The following is a 14026-nucleotide window of genomic DNA, read 5'->3' on the forward strand; positions in this document are numbered from 1 at the left end:
ACAGTGGTATAGTGCGCGCAAGCAATTTGGCATCAAGGGACAGTATGCTTTACGACTACATGAACGTATTGGAATCAATTGGCTTGGATCTATTGTTTGCCGCGATCTTCTTTATGATCGGCATGGCAATCAAAGATGTTCTCAACCAAGCTAATGTTCCACCATTTGGTCGTCGCATCGTATGGTTGGTGCTGTTTCTCGGCTGCGCTGGATTTATTGCCAAGGGCATTATTCAGATCAGTTGGGAAGGCACAGGATTATAGCCAGGAGAACCAGCGGAATAACCACTGCTCCTCTTTTTTGCCAACACTAAACAAACAAAGGTAGAGAATCTATGGCAAGTGTAGGTATCTTTTTCGGCAGCGACACAGGTAACACTGAAGCTGTTGCTAAAATGATTCAAAAGCAACTAGGTAAACAACTGATCCAAGTACAAGATATCGCGAAAAGCAGCAAAGAAGACATCGATAACTTTGACTTGCTGCTACTAGGTATCCCTACATGGTACTACGGTGAAGCGCAGTGTGATTGGGATGACTTCTTCCCTGAGCTTGAGCAGATCGACTTCTCTACTAAGCTGGTTGCTATCTTCGGTTGTGGTGACCAAGAAGATTACGCCGAGTACTTCTGCGACGCGATGGGCACCATCCGCGATATCGTTGAAGCCAAAGGCGGCACTATCCTTGGCTACACGCCAACCGAGGGTTACGAGTTTGAAGCGTCAAAAGCCCTAGTTGAAGGCGATGACTCTCAGTTTGTCGGCCTATGTATCGACGAAGACCGTCAACCAGAGCTAACCGAAGAGCGCGTCAACAGCTGGTGCAAGCAAATCTTCGAAGAAATGTGCTTGTCTGAGCTCGCTGACTAACCCGATCTCACTGTAAACTTTTCCGAAAACCCAGGCTTTCATGCTTGGGTTTTTTGTAGGTGCGAGGTGCGGGTTACACTTCGTTCCGAGTCGCGAGGAATACGCCGCGCGCTATAAACTCCTCGTTCCCCGTAGGGCGTAAGCCCGTACTCGCACCTCGAACCTTCTTCTCGGGTATGACGAATACACCGCGCGTGATGACCGCCTCGTCTCTCGAATCTCGCATCTGATTCCCGTAGGGCAAAGCCCGCCCTCGCACCTCGACACTGTGGTTTTATTATCCCTTTGAACATCAAGGTTTAATGTTGTGCCCGCTTGCCCTATAATCGGCAGATAACTAGATTATATAGAAGCCGCAGATCGCCAACAGGAACGTATATGCCGGACAACAATAAAGCCTTGAAGGACGCTGGCCTTAAAGTCACCTTACCAAGGTTAAAGATTTTAGAACTTCTCCAACAACCAGATTGTCAGCATATCAGCGCTGAAGATTTGTATAAAAAGCTCATCGACCTCGGTGAAGAGATCGGTCTTGCCACCGTCTACCGAGTTTTAAACCAATTTGATGATGCGGGTATTGTCACTCGTCACCACTTTGAGGGTGGTAAGTCAGTGTTTGAGCTTGCGACACAGCACCACCACGACCACCTAGTGTGTCTAGATTGCGGTACGGTTATCGAGTTCTCTGATGACGTCATCGAGCAACGCCAAAACGAGATTGCGCAAAGCTACAATATGACGCTGACCAACCATAGCTTATACCTGTATGGCAAGAGCATTGACGGTGCGTGCAAGACCAATCCTGACGTGCATAAAAAGAAGTAAGCTCACGCTTTTGAATGTAACCAGCCTTAATGGCTGGTTTTTTATTGCCCCAGTTTTCACACCAACTAAAAAGAAAAAGGCCAGCACTGGGCTGACCTTCTATTCAACAGATTTGCTCTGGGCTTACTTAGACTCGATCTTTGCCCAAGTATCGCGCAGGCCAACCGTACGGTTAAATACCAATGACTCAGGGGTCGAGTCCTTAGAATCAACGCAGAAGTAGCCAGTACGCTCAAACTGGAAACCCGCTTCAGCGGCGGCAGTTGCTAGGCTTGGCTCAACAAAACCATTTACCTTAACCAGTGATTCTGGGTTAATCGTCTCAGCAAAGTTGTCGGCTGCGGCTGGATTTGCAACGGTAAACAAGCGATCGTAGAGACGGATCTCAGCAGGTAGTGCCTTGTCCGCCGATACCCAATGGATCACACCTTTCACCTTGCGGCCATCAGCTGGGTTTTTGCCTAACGTGTCAGCATCATAACTACAGAAAATCGTCGTGATGTTGCCCTGCTCATCTTTTTCGATGTGCTCAGCCTTGATCACGAAAGCACCGCGCAGACGAACTTCTTTGCCTAGCACCAAGCGCTTGTACTTTTTGTTTGCTTCTTCGCGGAAGTCATCGCGCTCAATCCACACCTCACGCGTGAACGGCACAGTGCGCTCACCCATTTCAGGCTTGTTCGGGTGATTGGCTACGGTCAGCTCTTCCACTTTACCTTGGTCGTAGTTCTCAATAACGATCTTAATTGGGTCCAATACCGCCATCGCGCGTGGCGCGTTCTCGTTAAGATCATCACGGATACAAGACTCAAGCGAGCCAAACTCAATCATGTTCTCTTGCTTGGTCACACCAATACGCTTACAGAACTCACGAATTGACGCTGCGGTGAAACCACGGCGACGCAAACCAGAAATGGTCGGCATGCGAGGGTCGTCCCAGCCTGATACCAGGTTCTCGGTGACCAACTGGCTCAGCTTACGCTTGGACATGACCGTGTATTCTAGGTTCAGACGGCTGAACTCGTATTGACGCGGCTGGCAGTCGATAGTGATGTTTTCCAATACCCAGTCGTATAGACGACGGTTGTCTTGGAACTCTAGCGTACACAGTGAATGAGTAATACCTTCTAGCGCATCCGAAATGCAGTGCGTGAAGTCATACATTGGGTAGATACACCACTTGTCACCCGTTTGGTGGTGGTGAGCAAAGCGAACGCGGTAAAGCACTGGATCGCGCATCACCATGAACGATGAGCCCATGTCGATCTTGGCACGCAGACACGCCTTGCCTTCCTCAAAGCCGCCATCACGCATCTTTTCAAACAGCGCAAGGTTCTCTTCAGCGCTGCGATCGCGATAAGGACTCGGCTTACCTGGTGCAGTCAGCGTACCACGATACTCGCGGATCTCATCTGGGGTTAGCTCTTCAACATAAGCCAAGCCCTTTTCGATCAGCTCAACCGCGTAGCCGTAGAGCTTGTCAAAGTAGTTTGATGAGTAACAGATGTCGCCCGACCAATCAAAGCCCAACCAGCTCACGTCGTTCTTGATCGACTCAACGTATTCCACGTCTTCTTTTTCTGGGTTGGTATCATCAAAGCGAAGGTTACACTGACCTTGGTAGTCCTGAGCAATTCCGAAATTCAAGCAAATCGATTTCGCGTGACCAATGTGCAGGTAGCCGTTTGGCTCCGGTGGAAAACGCGTGTGAACATGATTATGTGTTCCGTCGGCCAGATCTTTATCAATGATTTGGCGAATGAAATTCGATGGACGAGTTTCAGTTTCACTCATCAAGAGTACCTCAATCTTTTAATTATCTTCTCAAGCCCCTTTTTTAGGGCGTATCCACTAATAATCCATGATTCTGCGGTCAAACACAACCAAATATACCCAAGTAACCCAAAGATGTAGTTTCAACCCATCCCCAAGTGACCTCAAGATGCCGCTTCAAAAACAAAATGAGCCCCTAAAGGGGCCCATCGCTTAAAATGAAACTCACCAATTACTGTGGCAAAGGCACTGCCGACAAGTCTTCATCAACTGGAATATTCTTCATTTCACCGGCGACAATCTCGGCTAGGGGGCCCAAGATAACCTGAACGTTATTGGCGCCTAATTTCACCACACCCATGGCACCCAGATCTTTGAGTGTCTTCTCGTTGATTACGCTTGTATCTCTGATGATTAAGCGCAGACGAGTGATACACGCATCAATGCCCTGCACGTTTTGATGACCACCCAGTACCTTAAGGTATTGCTTTGCAAGCTCAGATGCATTCTCAGAGCCCGTCTCAGCTGAGGCTTCTTCATCTTCACGTCCGGGTGTTTTAAGACCAAACTTCAGGATTGCGGTACGGAACACCGCGTAGTAAACACCAAAGAACACTAGGCCTTGAAGTATCAACATGTACCAATTGACTGCAAGAGGGTTACGCGTTGATAGCACCATATCCACCAAACCGGCAGAGAAGCCAAAACCGGCAATCCACTGCATCGAGGCAGCGACAAACACCGACACACCGGTGAGCAATGCATGCAGTACATAAAGCACTGGCGCAAGGAACATAAACGAAAACTCAAGAGGCTCTGTAACGCCAGTAAAGAATGAAGCAAAACCTGCTGCCAGCATAATAGAGGCAACTTTGTTTTTATTCTCTGCCTTTGACGTGTGATAGATAGCCAGCGCTGCGCCTGGTAGGCCAAACATCATAATTGGGAAGAAGCCAGCCTGATACATACCGGTCACACCGACAACCGCCGTGCCTTCGGCAAGAGATTTTGCGCCACCAAGGAAGTTTGGAATGTCATTTATACCCGCTACATCAAACCAAAATACCGAGTTCAATGCATGGTGCAGACCTACAGGGATCAACAAACGGTTAAAGAAGGCATAGATACCCGCTCCCACCGAGCCCATGCCCTGGATCGATTCACCAAAGTTTACCAGTCCACCATAAATACTTGGCCAAACGTACATCAAAACAAATGCAATCAGGATACCAGCGAATGAGGTCAGGATAGGCACCAAGCGCTTGCCAGAGAAGAAGGCCAAGGCTTTATGCAGCTCAACGGTGGAGAAACGGTTGTAGATCTCGGCAGAGATAACACCAACCAGAATACCGACAAACTGGTTCTCAATCTTAGAGAACGCAGCTGGCACTTGTGATAGGTCAATACCCTGTATCTGAGCAACCGCTCCAGGAGAAAGCAAGGTGGTCACAACCAAGAAGCCAACAAAGCCCGCCAGCGCCGCAGCGCCATCTTTGTCTTTTGACATTCCATACGCCACACCGACAGCAAACAATACCGACATATTGTCGATGATCGCGGCGCCTGCCTTAATCAAAAAGGCGGCCAAAGCGCTGTTTGCCCCCCAACCTTGAGGATCAATCCAATAACCGATACCCATGAGTATCGCCGCTGCTGGTAAGGTTGCTACTGGCACCATCAGTGCCTTACCTACCTTTTGAAAATAACCGAGAATGTTCACCGTCTGTTCCCCCTGTCAAATTACCGTATTCCGTATAAAGGACTTTTTTTAGTCGCTCAATTTAGTCCATTTCAGTTTAAGGCGATAAATTCGCCTCGCAAATTAAAACCGTGCTAAATGTGATTACAATCACCTGTAAAGGGTGAAAAATCGGGTTTATGCTAGCCAGATCATAAAACTTATTTTAAGATACAAATTAACGCAACATTTTACGTATAGTAGTTAACTAGCCAGATGATATTCATTAGTAAATTACTGAATATTATGGGCATATATGAATTAGGCTAAGATTACGATTGATGATCTTAGCAAAACCTATACACTGCCCGATAGCGCTTTAGCGCCTCGCTGGCTAACATACATAATTCGTAGCGTGAGTAAAGTGGCTTTATCGCTGATACCAAGCTGCTGATACCGGGCTAAAGCAGCCTGCACTTGCCAACGTCCCTCGCTCATTCGCTGATTAAACAAAGGATTTACTCATGTTCGCGCTCACCAACTGTAAAATCTTCACGGGTACTGACGTCTTGACCCACCACGCAGTGCTTATCGAGGGGGGTCACATCGCAGGGCTATGCATACAAGACGACATTCCAGTCGACACACCTTGCATGAACCTCGACGGCGCCAACCTCAGCCCAGGCTTTATCGATTTGCAACTTAATGGCTGTGGTGGTGTGATGTTCAATGATCAAATTACCCCTGAGACGCTGCACATCATGCACCAAGCCAATCTCAAATCAGGCTGCACCAGTTTCCTACCTACACTGATCACCTCATCAGATCAGGACATGCGCCAAGCCGTCGCCGTCGCGCGAGATTACCACAATCAGCATCAAAATCACTCTCTTGGTTTGCATCTCGAGGGGCCATATCTGAATGTGGCCAAGAAAGGCATTCATAATGTTGACTTTATTCGTCCGTCTACCGATGCCATGATCGATTACATTTGTGATAATGCCGATGTAGTGCGTAAGGTTACCCTCGCGCCTGAGCACAATAATTCTGACCATATTAAGCGCCTAAACCAAGCGGGCATTGTCGTCGCGATTGGCCATACCAATGCCACCTATCGAGAGGCGGTGGACAGTTTTGCTGACGGAATTTCCTTCGCCACTCACCTTTTCAACGCCATGACGCCGATGACCGGTCGAGAGCCTGGGGTGGTAGGCGCCATCTATGACTCGCCAGAGGTCTATGCCGGTGTGATAGCGGATGGTTTCCATGTCGATTACGCCAACATCCGCATTGCACACAAAATCAAGGCTGACAAGTTGGTATTAGTGACCGACGCCACAGCTCCTGCAGGCACAGAGATGGATCACTTTATTTTTGTCGGCAAGAAAGTATATTACCGAGATGGTATGTGTGTGGATGAGAATGGCACACTTGGGGGCTCAGCCCTCACTATGATTGAAGCGGTGAAAAACACGGTTGAGCGGGTGGGTATTGCCCTAGACGAGGCTCTGCGCATGGCAACACTTTATCCCGCCCGAGCGATCAATGTCGACAAACAGCTTGGCCAAATCAAGCCGGGCATGGTGGCTAATTTGACCGTGTTTGATGACCACTTTTGTATCCAAGCCAATATAGTTAATGGAAAATACGATCAAATATGAGCATGAATGGCGCACAAATAGGTAACGTAGACTTAGTAAAACAGCTCAATAGCGCCGCAGTGTATCGGCTCATTGACCAACAAGGCCCGATCTCTCGTATCCAAGTGGCTGAAATTAGTCAACTTGCGCCAGCCAGTGTCACTAAGATCACGCGCCAGCTGATCGAGCGGGGCTTGATCAAAGAGGTTGCACAGCAAGCCTCGACCGGCGGACGAAGAGCTATCTCTCTGCAAACAGAAGTCGCTCATTTCCACTCAGTTGCGGTGCGCATTGGCCGCGATTACGTTCACCTGAGTTTGTTTGATCTCGGTGGTACCCTACTCGCTGATACACACCATGAGTTTTATTACACTGAACAAGGTGAAATGATGGATGGCGTGGTCGGTTTTATCCGTCACTTTATCGCTGAGTACTCGGCGCATATCGAACAGCTGATCGCCATCGGTGTCATCCTGCCGGGGTTGGTCAACCCCGAGAGCGGTGTGGTTGAGTACATGCCTAACATGGACATTGATAACTTAGAGCTGTCTGCGATTATTGAGCAGACATTCTCAGTTCAGTGCTTCGTCGGCAACGATGTGCGCAGCATGGCGCTGGCTGAACACTACTTTGGCGCGAGCCAGGACTGCCAAGACTCGATTCTAGTCAGTGTTCACCGCGGCACCGGCGCAGGGATCATCGTCAATGGTCAGGTCTTTTTAGGCTTCAATCGCAATGTGGGCGAGATTGGTCATATCCAGATAGACCCCCTTGGCGAGCAGTGCCACTGTGGTAATTTTGGCTGCCTTGAAACAGTCGCGGCTAATCCAGCGATTGTAGAGCGAGTGCGTAAACTGATTCATCAGGGCTATCAGTCTAGTCTTGCCACCCTTGACAGCATCACGGTTGATGATGTCTGCCAGCACGCCAATCTCGGTGACGAGCTGGCTAGGCAGAGCCTGGTGCGGGTGGGGAACCAATTGGGTAAAGCCATCGCGATCACCATTAACCTCTTCAACCCGCAAAAAGTCCTGATTGCCGGGGATATAACCAAGAGCGGCGAGATTTTATTTCCCGCCATTCAGCGCAACGTCGAGAATCAATCGCTGACCACCTTTCACAACGACCTGCCAATCATTGCCGCCGAGCTCGGTGATAAACCGACGATGGGCGCCTTTGCAATGATAAAAAGAGCCATGCTGAACGGAGTGCTGTTGCAGAAACTGCTCGAAGAGGAGCAAAATTCCAATTAGAATCAAAGGCTGTTTTTACAGCCTTTTTATAAAGACCTTTTTCATAAAGAATCGTATTGCACATGGATATCATATTAATAAGTGCTGCATTTATCTCTGGCGTTGTGGCGCTCAAATGCAAACTACCACCATTGGTCGGCTTCTTGCTCGCTGGCTTTGTTCTGCACCATTTTGGTTATCAAACCAACAGCGTCATTGAGACACTCTCTGATCTCGGCGTGACCTTGCTGCTGTTTACCATCGGTCTCAAGCTCGACGTTCGCTCTCTATTAGCCAAAGAGATCTGGGCAGGAGCCACCTTACATAACCTTTTATCAACACTGTTTTTCACGGTGGCTTTGGGTCTACTAAAACTGCTAGGCATTCCAAGCTTGGCATCGCTAGAGGTCTCTCACCTGCTGCTACTTGGCTTTGCTCTGTCGTTCTCGAGCACCGTTTTTGCCGTTAAAACACTGCAAGAAAAAGGCGAGATGAATGCCACATACGGTAATATCGCCATCGGTATCTTGATCATGCAAGATATCTTTGCCGTGCTGTTTTTGACTGTGTCCACCGGTAAAATCCCAGAGTGGTACGCGCTAGGCTTATTTGCTTTGCCTCTTTTGCGACCAGTGTTTTTCAAGCTACTCGACAGTGTCGGTCACGGTGAGATGCTGGTATTGATGGGGATTTTCCTTGCCCTAGTCTGTGGCGCGGGTCTGTTTGAAGCCGTCGGCATGAAGCCTGATTTAGGCGCCTTGATCCTGGGCATGCTGCTTGCTAGCCACCACAAAGCCTCCGAGCTATCCAAGTCGCTGTTTAATTTGAAAGAGCTGTTTCTGGTTTGCTTCTTTCTCAACATCGGTCTATCGGCAGAGCCAAGCTTGCAAGGGCTCGGTCTAGCGTTGTTGTTCATGCTCCTTTTGCCGATCAAAGGGCTATTTTACTTCTTTATCATCAATCACTTTAAGTTTCGCGTACGTACCTCGCTGTTTGCTTCATTGACCCTGTTCAACTTTAGTGAGTTTGGCCTGATTGTGGCAGGCCTTGCCTATAAACTCGGCTGGATGAGTGGCGATATGCTGGTGGCTATCGCGCTGGCGGTTTCAATGTCGTTTGTCGTTTCTGCCCCAATCAATAACCACGCCCACAGCCTCTACTTACGTGTTGGACGCTGGCTCAAAGAGCATGCGGCTGAAAAGCTCAACCAACGCGACCAATTGATTGATCCCGGCAGTGCCGAGGTGTTGATTTTAGGTATGGGCCGTATCGGTTGCGGTGCTTATGATGAGCTGCATCAGCGTTATGGTAACCTGATCCTTGGGGTTGAGGTACGTGAGGAAGCCGCCGCGGCTCACCGCACTCTGGGACGGAATGTGATTGTTGGTGACGCTACCGACTCGGATTTTTGGGAGCGAATCTTAGACACCGCTAGTGTCAAACTGGTCCTATTGGCGATGCCTCACCACCTGGGTAATCAGACGGCATTAGAGCAACTTCAGCGTAAAAACTATCAAGGTCAGATTGCTGCGATTGCTGAGTATTCGGACCAGCTCGAGGGTCTGCTTGAGGATGGCGTTGATGCTGCCTTTAATATCTACCAGGAAGCGGGAAGTGGCTTTGCCCGTCATGTTTGTGAGCAGCTCAACCCTGAGTTTGAGGGAACGGATCGATCCTGAACAGCGCTGTGGTTACGATAAACCGCTCGCAGTAAACACCCAAAAAGGACCTTGATGGTCCTTTTTTGATTACAAAAACACCATTCACTAAAAATTTTCTATATTTTCGGCTTATTTATTAAATTTTGTTTAACCCAAGCGCACTAATGTTGTTTTGTTTCTTTTATTAGGTTGCATTTTTTAATCAAACTGGCAAATTGGAAACATAACTCACAAAAATTGTTTGTAGATAAGGATGTTGTATGTGTTCTGTATTTGGCATTTTAGACATAAAAAGTGATGCAACTGCATTAAGACCGGTTGCACTTGAGATGTCGAAAAAGCTGCGCCACCGTGGGCCGGACTGGTCTGGTATTTACTCTTCTGATCGAGCAATCTTGGCGCATGAGCGTTTGGCGATCGTCGACCTCAACAGTGGTGCTCAACCGCTATATAGCCCTGATGGAAAACTGGTGCTGGCGGTTAACGGCGAGATCTACAACCACAAAGAGATCCGCGCACGCTACGAAGGCAAATACGAATTCCAAACAGAATCTGACTGTGAGGTTATCCTCGCGCTTTACCAAGAGTACGGTGCGGACCTCCTTGAAGAGCTCAACGGTATCTTCGCGTTTGTGCTTTACGATGAAGAGAAAGATCTGTACCTCGTTGGCCGTGACCACATAGGTATCATTCCACTCTACCAAGGCTATGATGAGCACGGTAACTACTACGTGGCTTCAGAAATGAAGGCACTGGTACCTGTCTGTAAAACGGTGAGCGAGTTCCCTCCTGGTAGCTACTATGGCTCAAGCGACAGCGAACCTCAACGCTACTACACACGCGACTGGAATGAGTACGCAGCGGTACAGGGCAACACCACCAGCAAAGAAGAGCTCACCGAGGCTCTAGAAGCTGCAGTAAAACGTCAATTGATGACCGACGTGCCTTATGGCGTGCTACTGTCAGGCGGTCTTGACTCATCTATCACCTCTGCGGTAGCTAAGCGTTTTGCCGCGCTACGAATTGAGGATGATGGCCAGTCAGAAGCTTGGTGGCCTCAACTGCACTCCTTCGCTATTGGCCTGGAAGGGGCGCCCGATCTCAAGGCAGCACGTGAGGTTGCTGAGGAGATAGGTACGGTTCACCACGAGATGACTTACACCATCCAAGAGGGCTTGGATGCGATTCGTGATGTGATTTATCACATTGAAACGTATGACGTCACCACCATTCGCGCCTCAACCCCGATGTTCTTAATGGGTCGTAAAATTAAAGCAATGGGGATCAAAATGGTGCTTTCTGGTGAAGGGGCGGATGAGATCTTTGGCGGCTACCTATACTTCCACAAGGCACCAAATGCGCAAGAGTTTCACGAGGAGACTGTGCGTAAACTGCTAGCACTGAACATGTTTGACTGTGCTCGTGCCAACAAGTCGCTAGCCGCTTGGGGCGTAGAGGGTCGTGTACCTTTCCTTGATAAAGAATTTATCGATGTGGCTATGCGCCTTAACCCACAAGATAAGATGTGTGGCAACGGCAAGATGGAGAAACACATCCTGCGCGAGTGTTTTGAGCACTACCTGCCAGAGTCAGTTGCTTGGCGCCAGAAAGAGCAGTTCTCTGACGGCGTTGGCTACAACTGGATTGATACATTGAAAGAAGTGGCGGAAGCGAAGGTAACGGACCAGCAGATGGCGACCGCAGAATATCGCTTCCCATACAACACACCGACTACTAAAGAAGGTTATGTGTACCGCGAGATCTTCGAAGAACTGTTCCCACTACCAAGTGCCGCAGAGTGTGTGCCAGGTGGCCCATCGGTGGCGTGCTCTTCTGCCAAAGCGATTGAATGGGACGAGTCATTCCAAAACTGTGTTGACCCATCAGGCCGCGCAGTACAAACCGTACACAACGATGCCTATGAAACCGCCTAATTGGCAGGTGATATCGACTTAACAGCAAAACGCCCCTATTAAGGGGCGTTTGTGTTTTGAGCTAATCGGTCACTAAGACAACTCCAGGTCACTGTTGTCCACCTTGACGGCCACCATCTGGTTAAGCATTTTGACCAACATGATTGAACGCATTTCACCATCCGGCTCCTGATAGATAGCCTCAACCCCGGCAAACTGGCCCGATTTAATGGTCACAGATTGACCTTGCTTGGGTAGCTCGGAGCTCTGTGGTTCGTCATTTAGGTTTTCAAGTTGTTTAAGGCTGGCGACAAGCTCAGCTTGAACCTCCTGCGGATAAGCACCCTGGCGAACAAAATCGGCGACACCACGCGTTGAGCGAATTGTGGTGAATGTAGGGCCAACCTCAAAATCGAAATACACAAACATATACGAGGGAAAAAGTGGCTCCAATTTAACTTGTTGTTTGCCACGAATAATTTTCTCAACCTTGACCTTAGGGTAATAACACTCGACACCTTGGTTATCGAGATGTAGTGCCGCCCTCTCTTGATCTCCGCGCTTACAATACAGCACGTACCAGCGTTTCATAGAACTACCACCAATTTATTTGTTATTTATCTTGTTGTTACGACGCTACTGCTTCTCCTGCACAGCAAGGAAGCTGACGTTTTACAATATCAGCGAGCAAGGCAATGTGTGCCTCGCTATCATTCAAGCATGGAATATATTGAAATTTTTCTCCACCAGAATGGGTAAAGATTTCGTGACATTCTACCGAAATTTCCTCGAGCGTTTCTAAACAGTCCGAGGCAAAAGCGGGCGTGATAATGTCAAGCTTTTTTACCCCTTTTTGGGCGAGTGTTTTTAGCGTCTCGTCGGTATACGGCTGCAGCCACGGCTCGCGACCAAAACGAGATTGATAGGACATGCCAATTTGCTCGTCCGATACGCCAAGCTCTCGGGCCAGCAAACGGGTGGTCTCTTCACAATGCTGTGGATAGACGTCACCGTTGTCGGCATAACGCTGTGGTATGCCATGGTAGGAACACAACAAGTAGTCCCCCTGCCCATTTTGCTGCCAGCTTTCACGTACTCTGTCGGCCAGCGCTTTAATATACAGCGGATGGCTAAAGTAATCGGTCACCATATGATACTGCGGTACTCGCGTTAGCTTACCTAAGGCTTTGAGCAAACCATCGCTCACCGCGGCGGTGGTGGTTGCCGAATACTGTGGATACAAAGGTAATACCAGCAACTCTTCCACGCCTCGCTGGTGTAAGGTCTCAATACCAGCCAGGAGACTCGGGGTACCATAGGTCATACCCAATTCAACGGGCAACCCCAACGCCTGCTCAAGAAGCACTTTTTGCCGCAGAGAATACACCATCAAAGGCGACCCTTGTTCCATCCATACCGATTGGTACAGCTTGGCAACCTTGGGAGAACGAATTGGCAGTATCACCCCATGCAGCAATGGGCACCAGAGCCAGCGAGTCATATCCACGACCCGATGGTCGTGCAAGAACTCACTGAGAAATGCCTTCACCGCTTGCGGCGTTGCCGCCGCCGGTGTGCCTAGATTGACGAGTAAAACACCCTGTTTTTTCGCTTCCATCATATTCCGACCTGATTGACTTTAACAGTATTCGATACGCTAATTCCATGAAAAAGAGACAAAAAAAGCGACCTGAAAGAGGTCGCTTCACTATATCAGATCTCGCCAGAGATTAAGACAGTGCTTTTTCTAGCTCTGCGCTTACCTCAGCAACTTGCTTCGTACCATCAAATTTTAGGTACTTGGTGTTGCCCGCCTGCGCTTCTTTACCGTAGTACTCGATAAGTGGCGCAGTCTGCTCGTGGTAAACACCTAGACGCGCGCGAACGGTCTCTTCTTTGTCGTCATCACGAACCACTAGATCTTCACCTGTGATGTCGTCTTTGCCTTCAACCTTTGGTGGGTTGTAAACAACGTGATAAGTACGACCAGACGCTAGGTGAGCACGACGACCCGCCATACGCTCAACGATAACATCGTCAGCAACGTCAAACTCGATCACGTAATCAACGTCAACACCCATCTCTTTAAGGCCATCAGCCTGAGGAATTGTGCGTGGGAAGCCGTCAAGTAGGAAACCTTTTTCACAATCGTCTTGAGCGATGCGCTCTTTGATTAGACCAAGGATGATTTCATCAGAAACTAGTTGACCAGCATCGATCACAGCCTTTGCTTGTTTACCAAGCTCAGTACCTGCTTTGATTGCAGCACGTAGCATGTCACCAGTAGAGATTTGTGGAATACCATACTTCTCCATGATGAATTGAGCCTGTGTGCCTTTACCTGCACCTGGAGCACCTAGAAGAATGATGCGCATGTTGAATCCTCTTGTATTTACAAACGATTTATACCGAAGCTCACTGCCTCGATGTCGACGA

General features: G+C 48.8%; 12 protein-coding genes. 7 read left to right on the forward strand and 5 right to left on the reverse strand.

Features of this window, described 5'->3' with window-relative positions; all coding sequences use genetic code 11:
- Positions 1–44 precede the first annotated feature (44 nt).
- The 3 genes from ACZ5R2_RS14120 (at position 45) to fcrX (ending at position 1693) form a co-directional block, all read left to right on the forward strand.
- Positions 45–263, forward strand: a complete 219-nt coding sequence (locus ACZ5R2_RS14120; protein ID WP_438460410.1) for a DUF2788 domain-containing protein — start codon at positions 45–47, stop codon at positions 261–263.
- 71 nt (positions 264–334) lie between these two features.
- Positions 335–868, forward strand: coding sequence for a flavodoxin FldA (fldA, locus tag ACZ5R2_RS14125; protein WP_464899981.1), 534 nt, complete (start codon positions 335–337; stop codon positions 866–868).
- Positions 869–1246: 378 nt separating this feature from the next.
- Positions 1247–1693, forward strand: a complete 447-nt coding sequence (gene fcrX, locus ACZ5R2_RS14130) for a ferric iron uptake transcriptional regulator FcrX (RefSeq protein ID WP_464899982.1) — start codon at positions 1247–1249, stop codon at positions 1691–1693.
- A gap of 123 nt (positions 1694–1816) precedes the next feature.
- Here fcrX and glnS read toward each other — a convergent pair whose 3' ends face one another.
- On the reverse strand, positions 1817–3487 hold the full coding sequence (gene glnS / locus ACZ5R2_RS14135; RefSeq protein ID WP_464899983.1) for a glutamine--tRNA ligase: 1671 nt from the start codon (positions 3485–3487) through the stop codon (positions 1817–1819).
- A gap of 211 nt (positions 3488–3698) precedes the next feature.
- Entirely contained in the window at positions 3699–5186 is a 1488-nt protein-coding gene (gene nagE, locus ACZ5R2_RS14140; protein ID WP_464899984.1) for an N-acetylglucosamine-specific PTS transporter subunit IIBC, read from the reverse strand.
- A gap of 482 nt (positions 5187–5668) precedes the next feature.
- On the opposite strand from nagE, the gene nagA reads away from it, so the two are divergent.
- The 4 genes from nagA (at position 5669) to asnB (ending at position 11611) form a co-directional block, all read left to right on the forward strand.
- Positions 5669–6805 carry an N-acetylglucosamine-6-phosphate deacetylase gene (gene nagA, locus ACZ5R2_RS14145; protein ID WP_464899986.1) on the forward strand — a complete coding sequence of 379 codons (1137 nt, stop codon included), beginning with the start codon at positions 5669–5671 and terminating at the stop codon, positions 6803–6805.
- A 2-nt stretch (positions 6806–6807) separates the two neighbouring features.
- Positions 6808–8037, forward strand: a complete 1230-nt coding sequence (gene nagC / locus ACZ5R2_RS14150) for a DNA-binding transcriptional regulator NagC (RefSeq protein WP_464902373.1) — start codon at positions 6808–6810, stop codon at positions 8035–8037.
- A 62-nt stretch (positions 8038–8099) separates the two neighbouring features.
- Positions 8100–9695 (forward strand): cation:proton antiporter domain-containing protein, encoded by a 1596-nt coding sequence (locus ACZ5R2_RS14155; protein ID WP_464899987.1) that lies wholly within the window; start codon positions 8100–8102, stop codon positions 9693–9695.
- Positions 9696–9937: 242 nt separating this feature from the next.
- On the forward strand, positions 9938–11611 hold the full coding sequence (gene asnB / locus ACZ5R2_RS14160; protein ID WP_464899988.1) for an asparagine synthase B: 1674 nt from the start codon (positions 9938–9940) through the stop codon (positions 11609–11611).
- Positions 11612–11683: 72 nt separating this feature from the next.
- On the opposite strand, the gene rfaH is transcribed toward asnB, so the two are convergent.
- From rfaH to adk, 3 genes are all read right to left on the reverse strand, one after another.
- Complete coding sequence (gene rfaH / locus ACZ5R2_RS14165; protein WP_464899989.1) at positions 11684–12181, reverse strand: transcription/translation regulatory transformer protein RfaH; 498 nt, start codon at positions 12179–12181, stop codon at positions 11684–11686.
- A 37-nt stretch (positions 12182–12218) separates the two neighbouring features.
- Complete coding sequence (hemH, locus tag ACZ5R2_RS14170; RefSeq protein ID WP_464899990.1) at positions 12219–13211, reverse strand: ferrochelatase; 993 nt, start codon at positions 13209–13211, stop codon at positions 12219–12221.
- A 109-nt stretch (positions 13212–13320) separates the two neighbouring features.
- Positions 13321–13965, reverse strand: coding sequence for an adenylate kinase (adk, locus tag ACZ5R2_RS14175; RefSeq protein ID WP_438460399.1), 645 nt, complete (start codon positions 13963–13965; stop codon positions 13321–13323).
- Positions 13966–14026: the final 61 nt, after the last annotated feature.

This window comes from Vibrio sabulosilitoris (assembly GCF_055391395.1).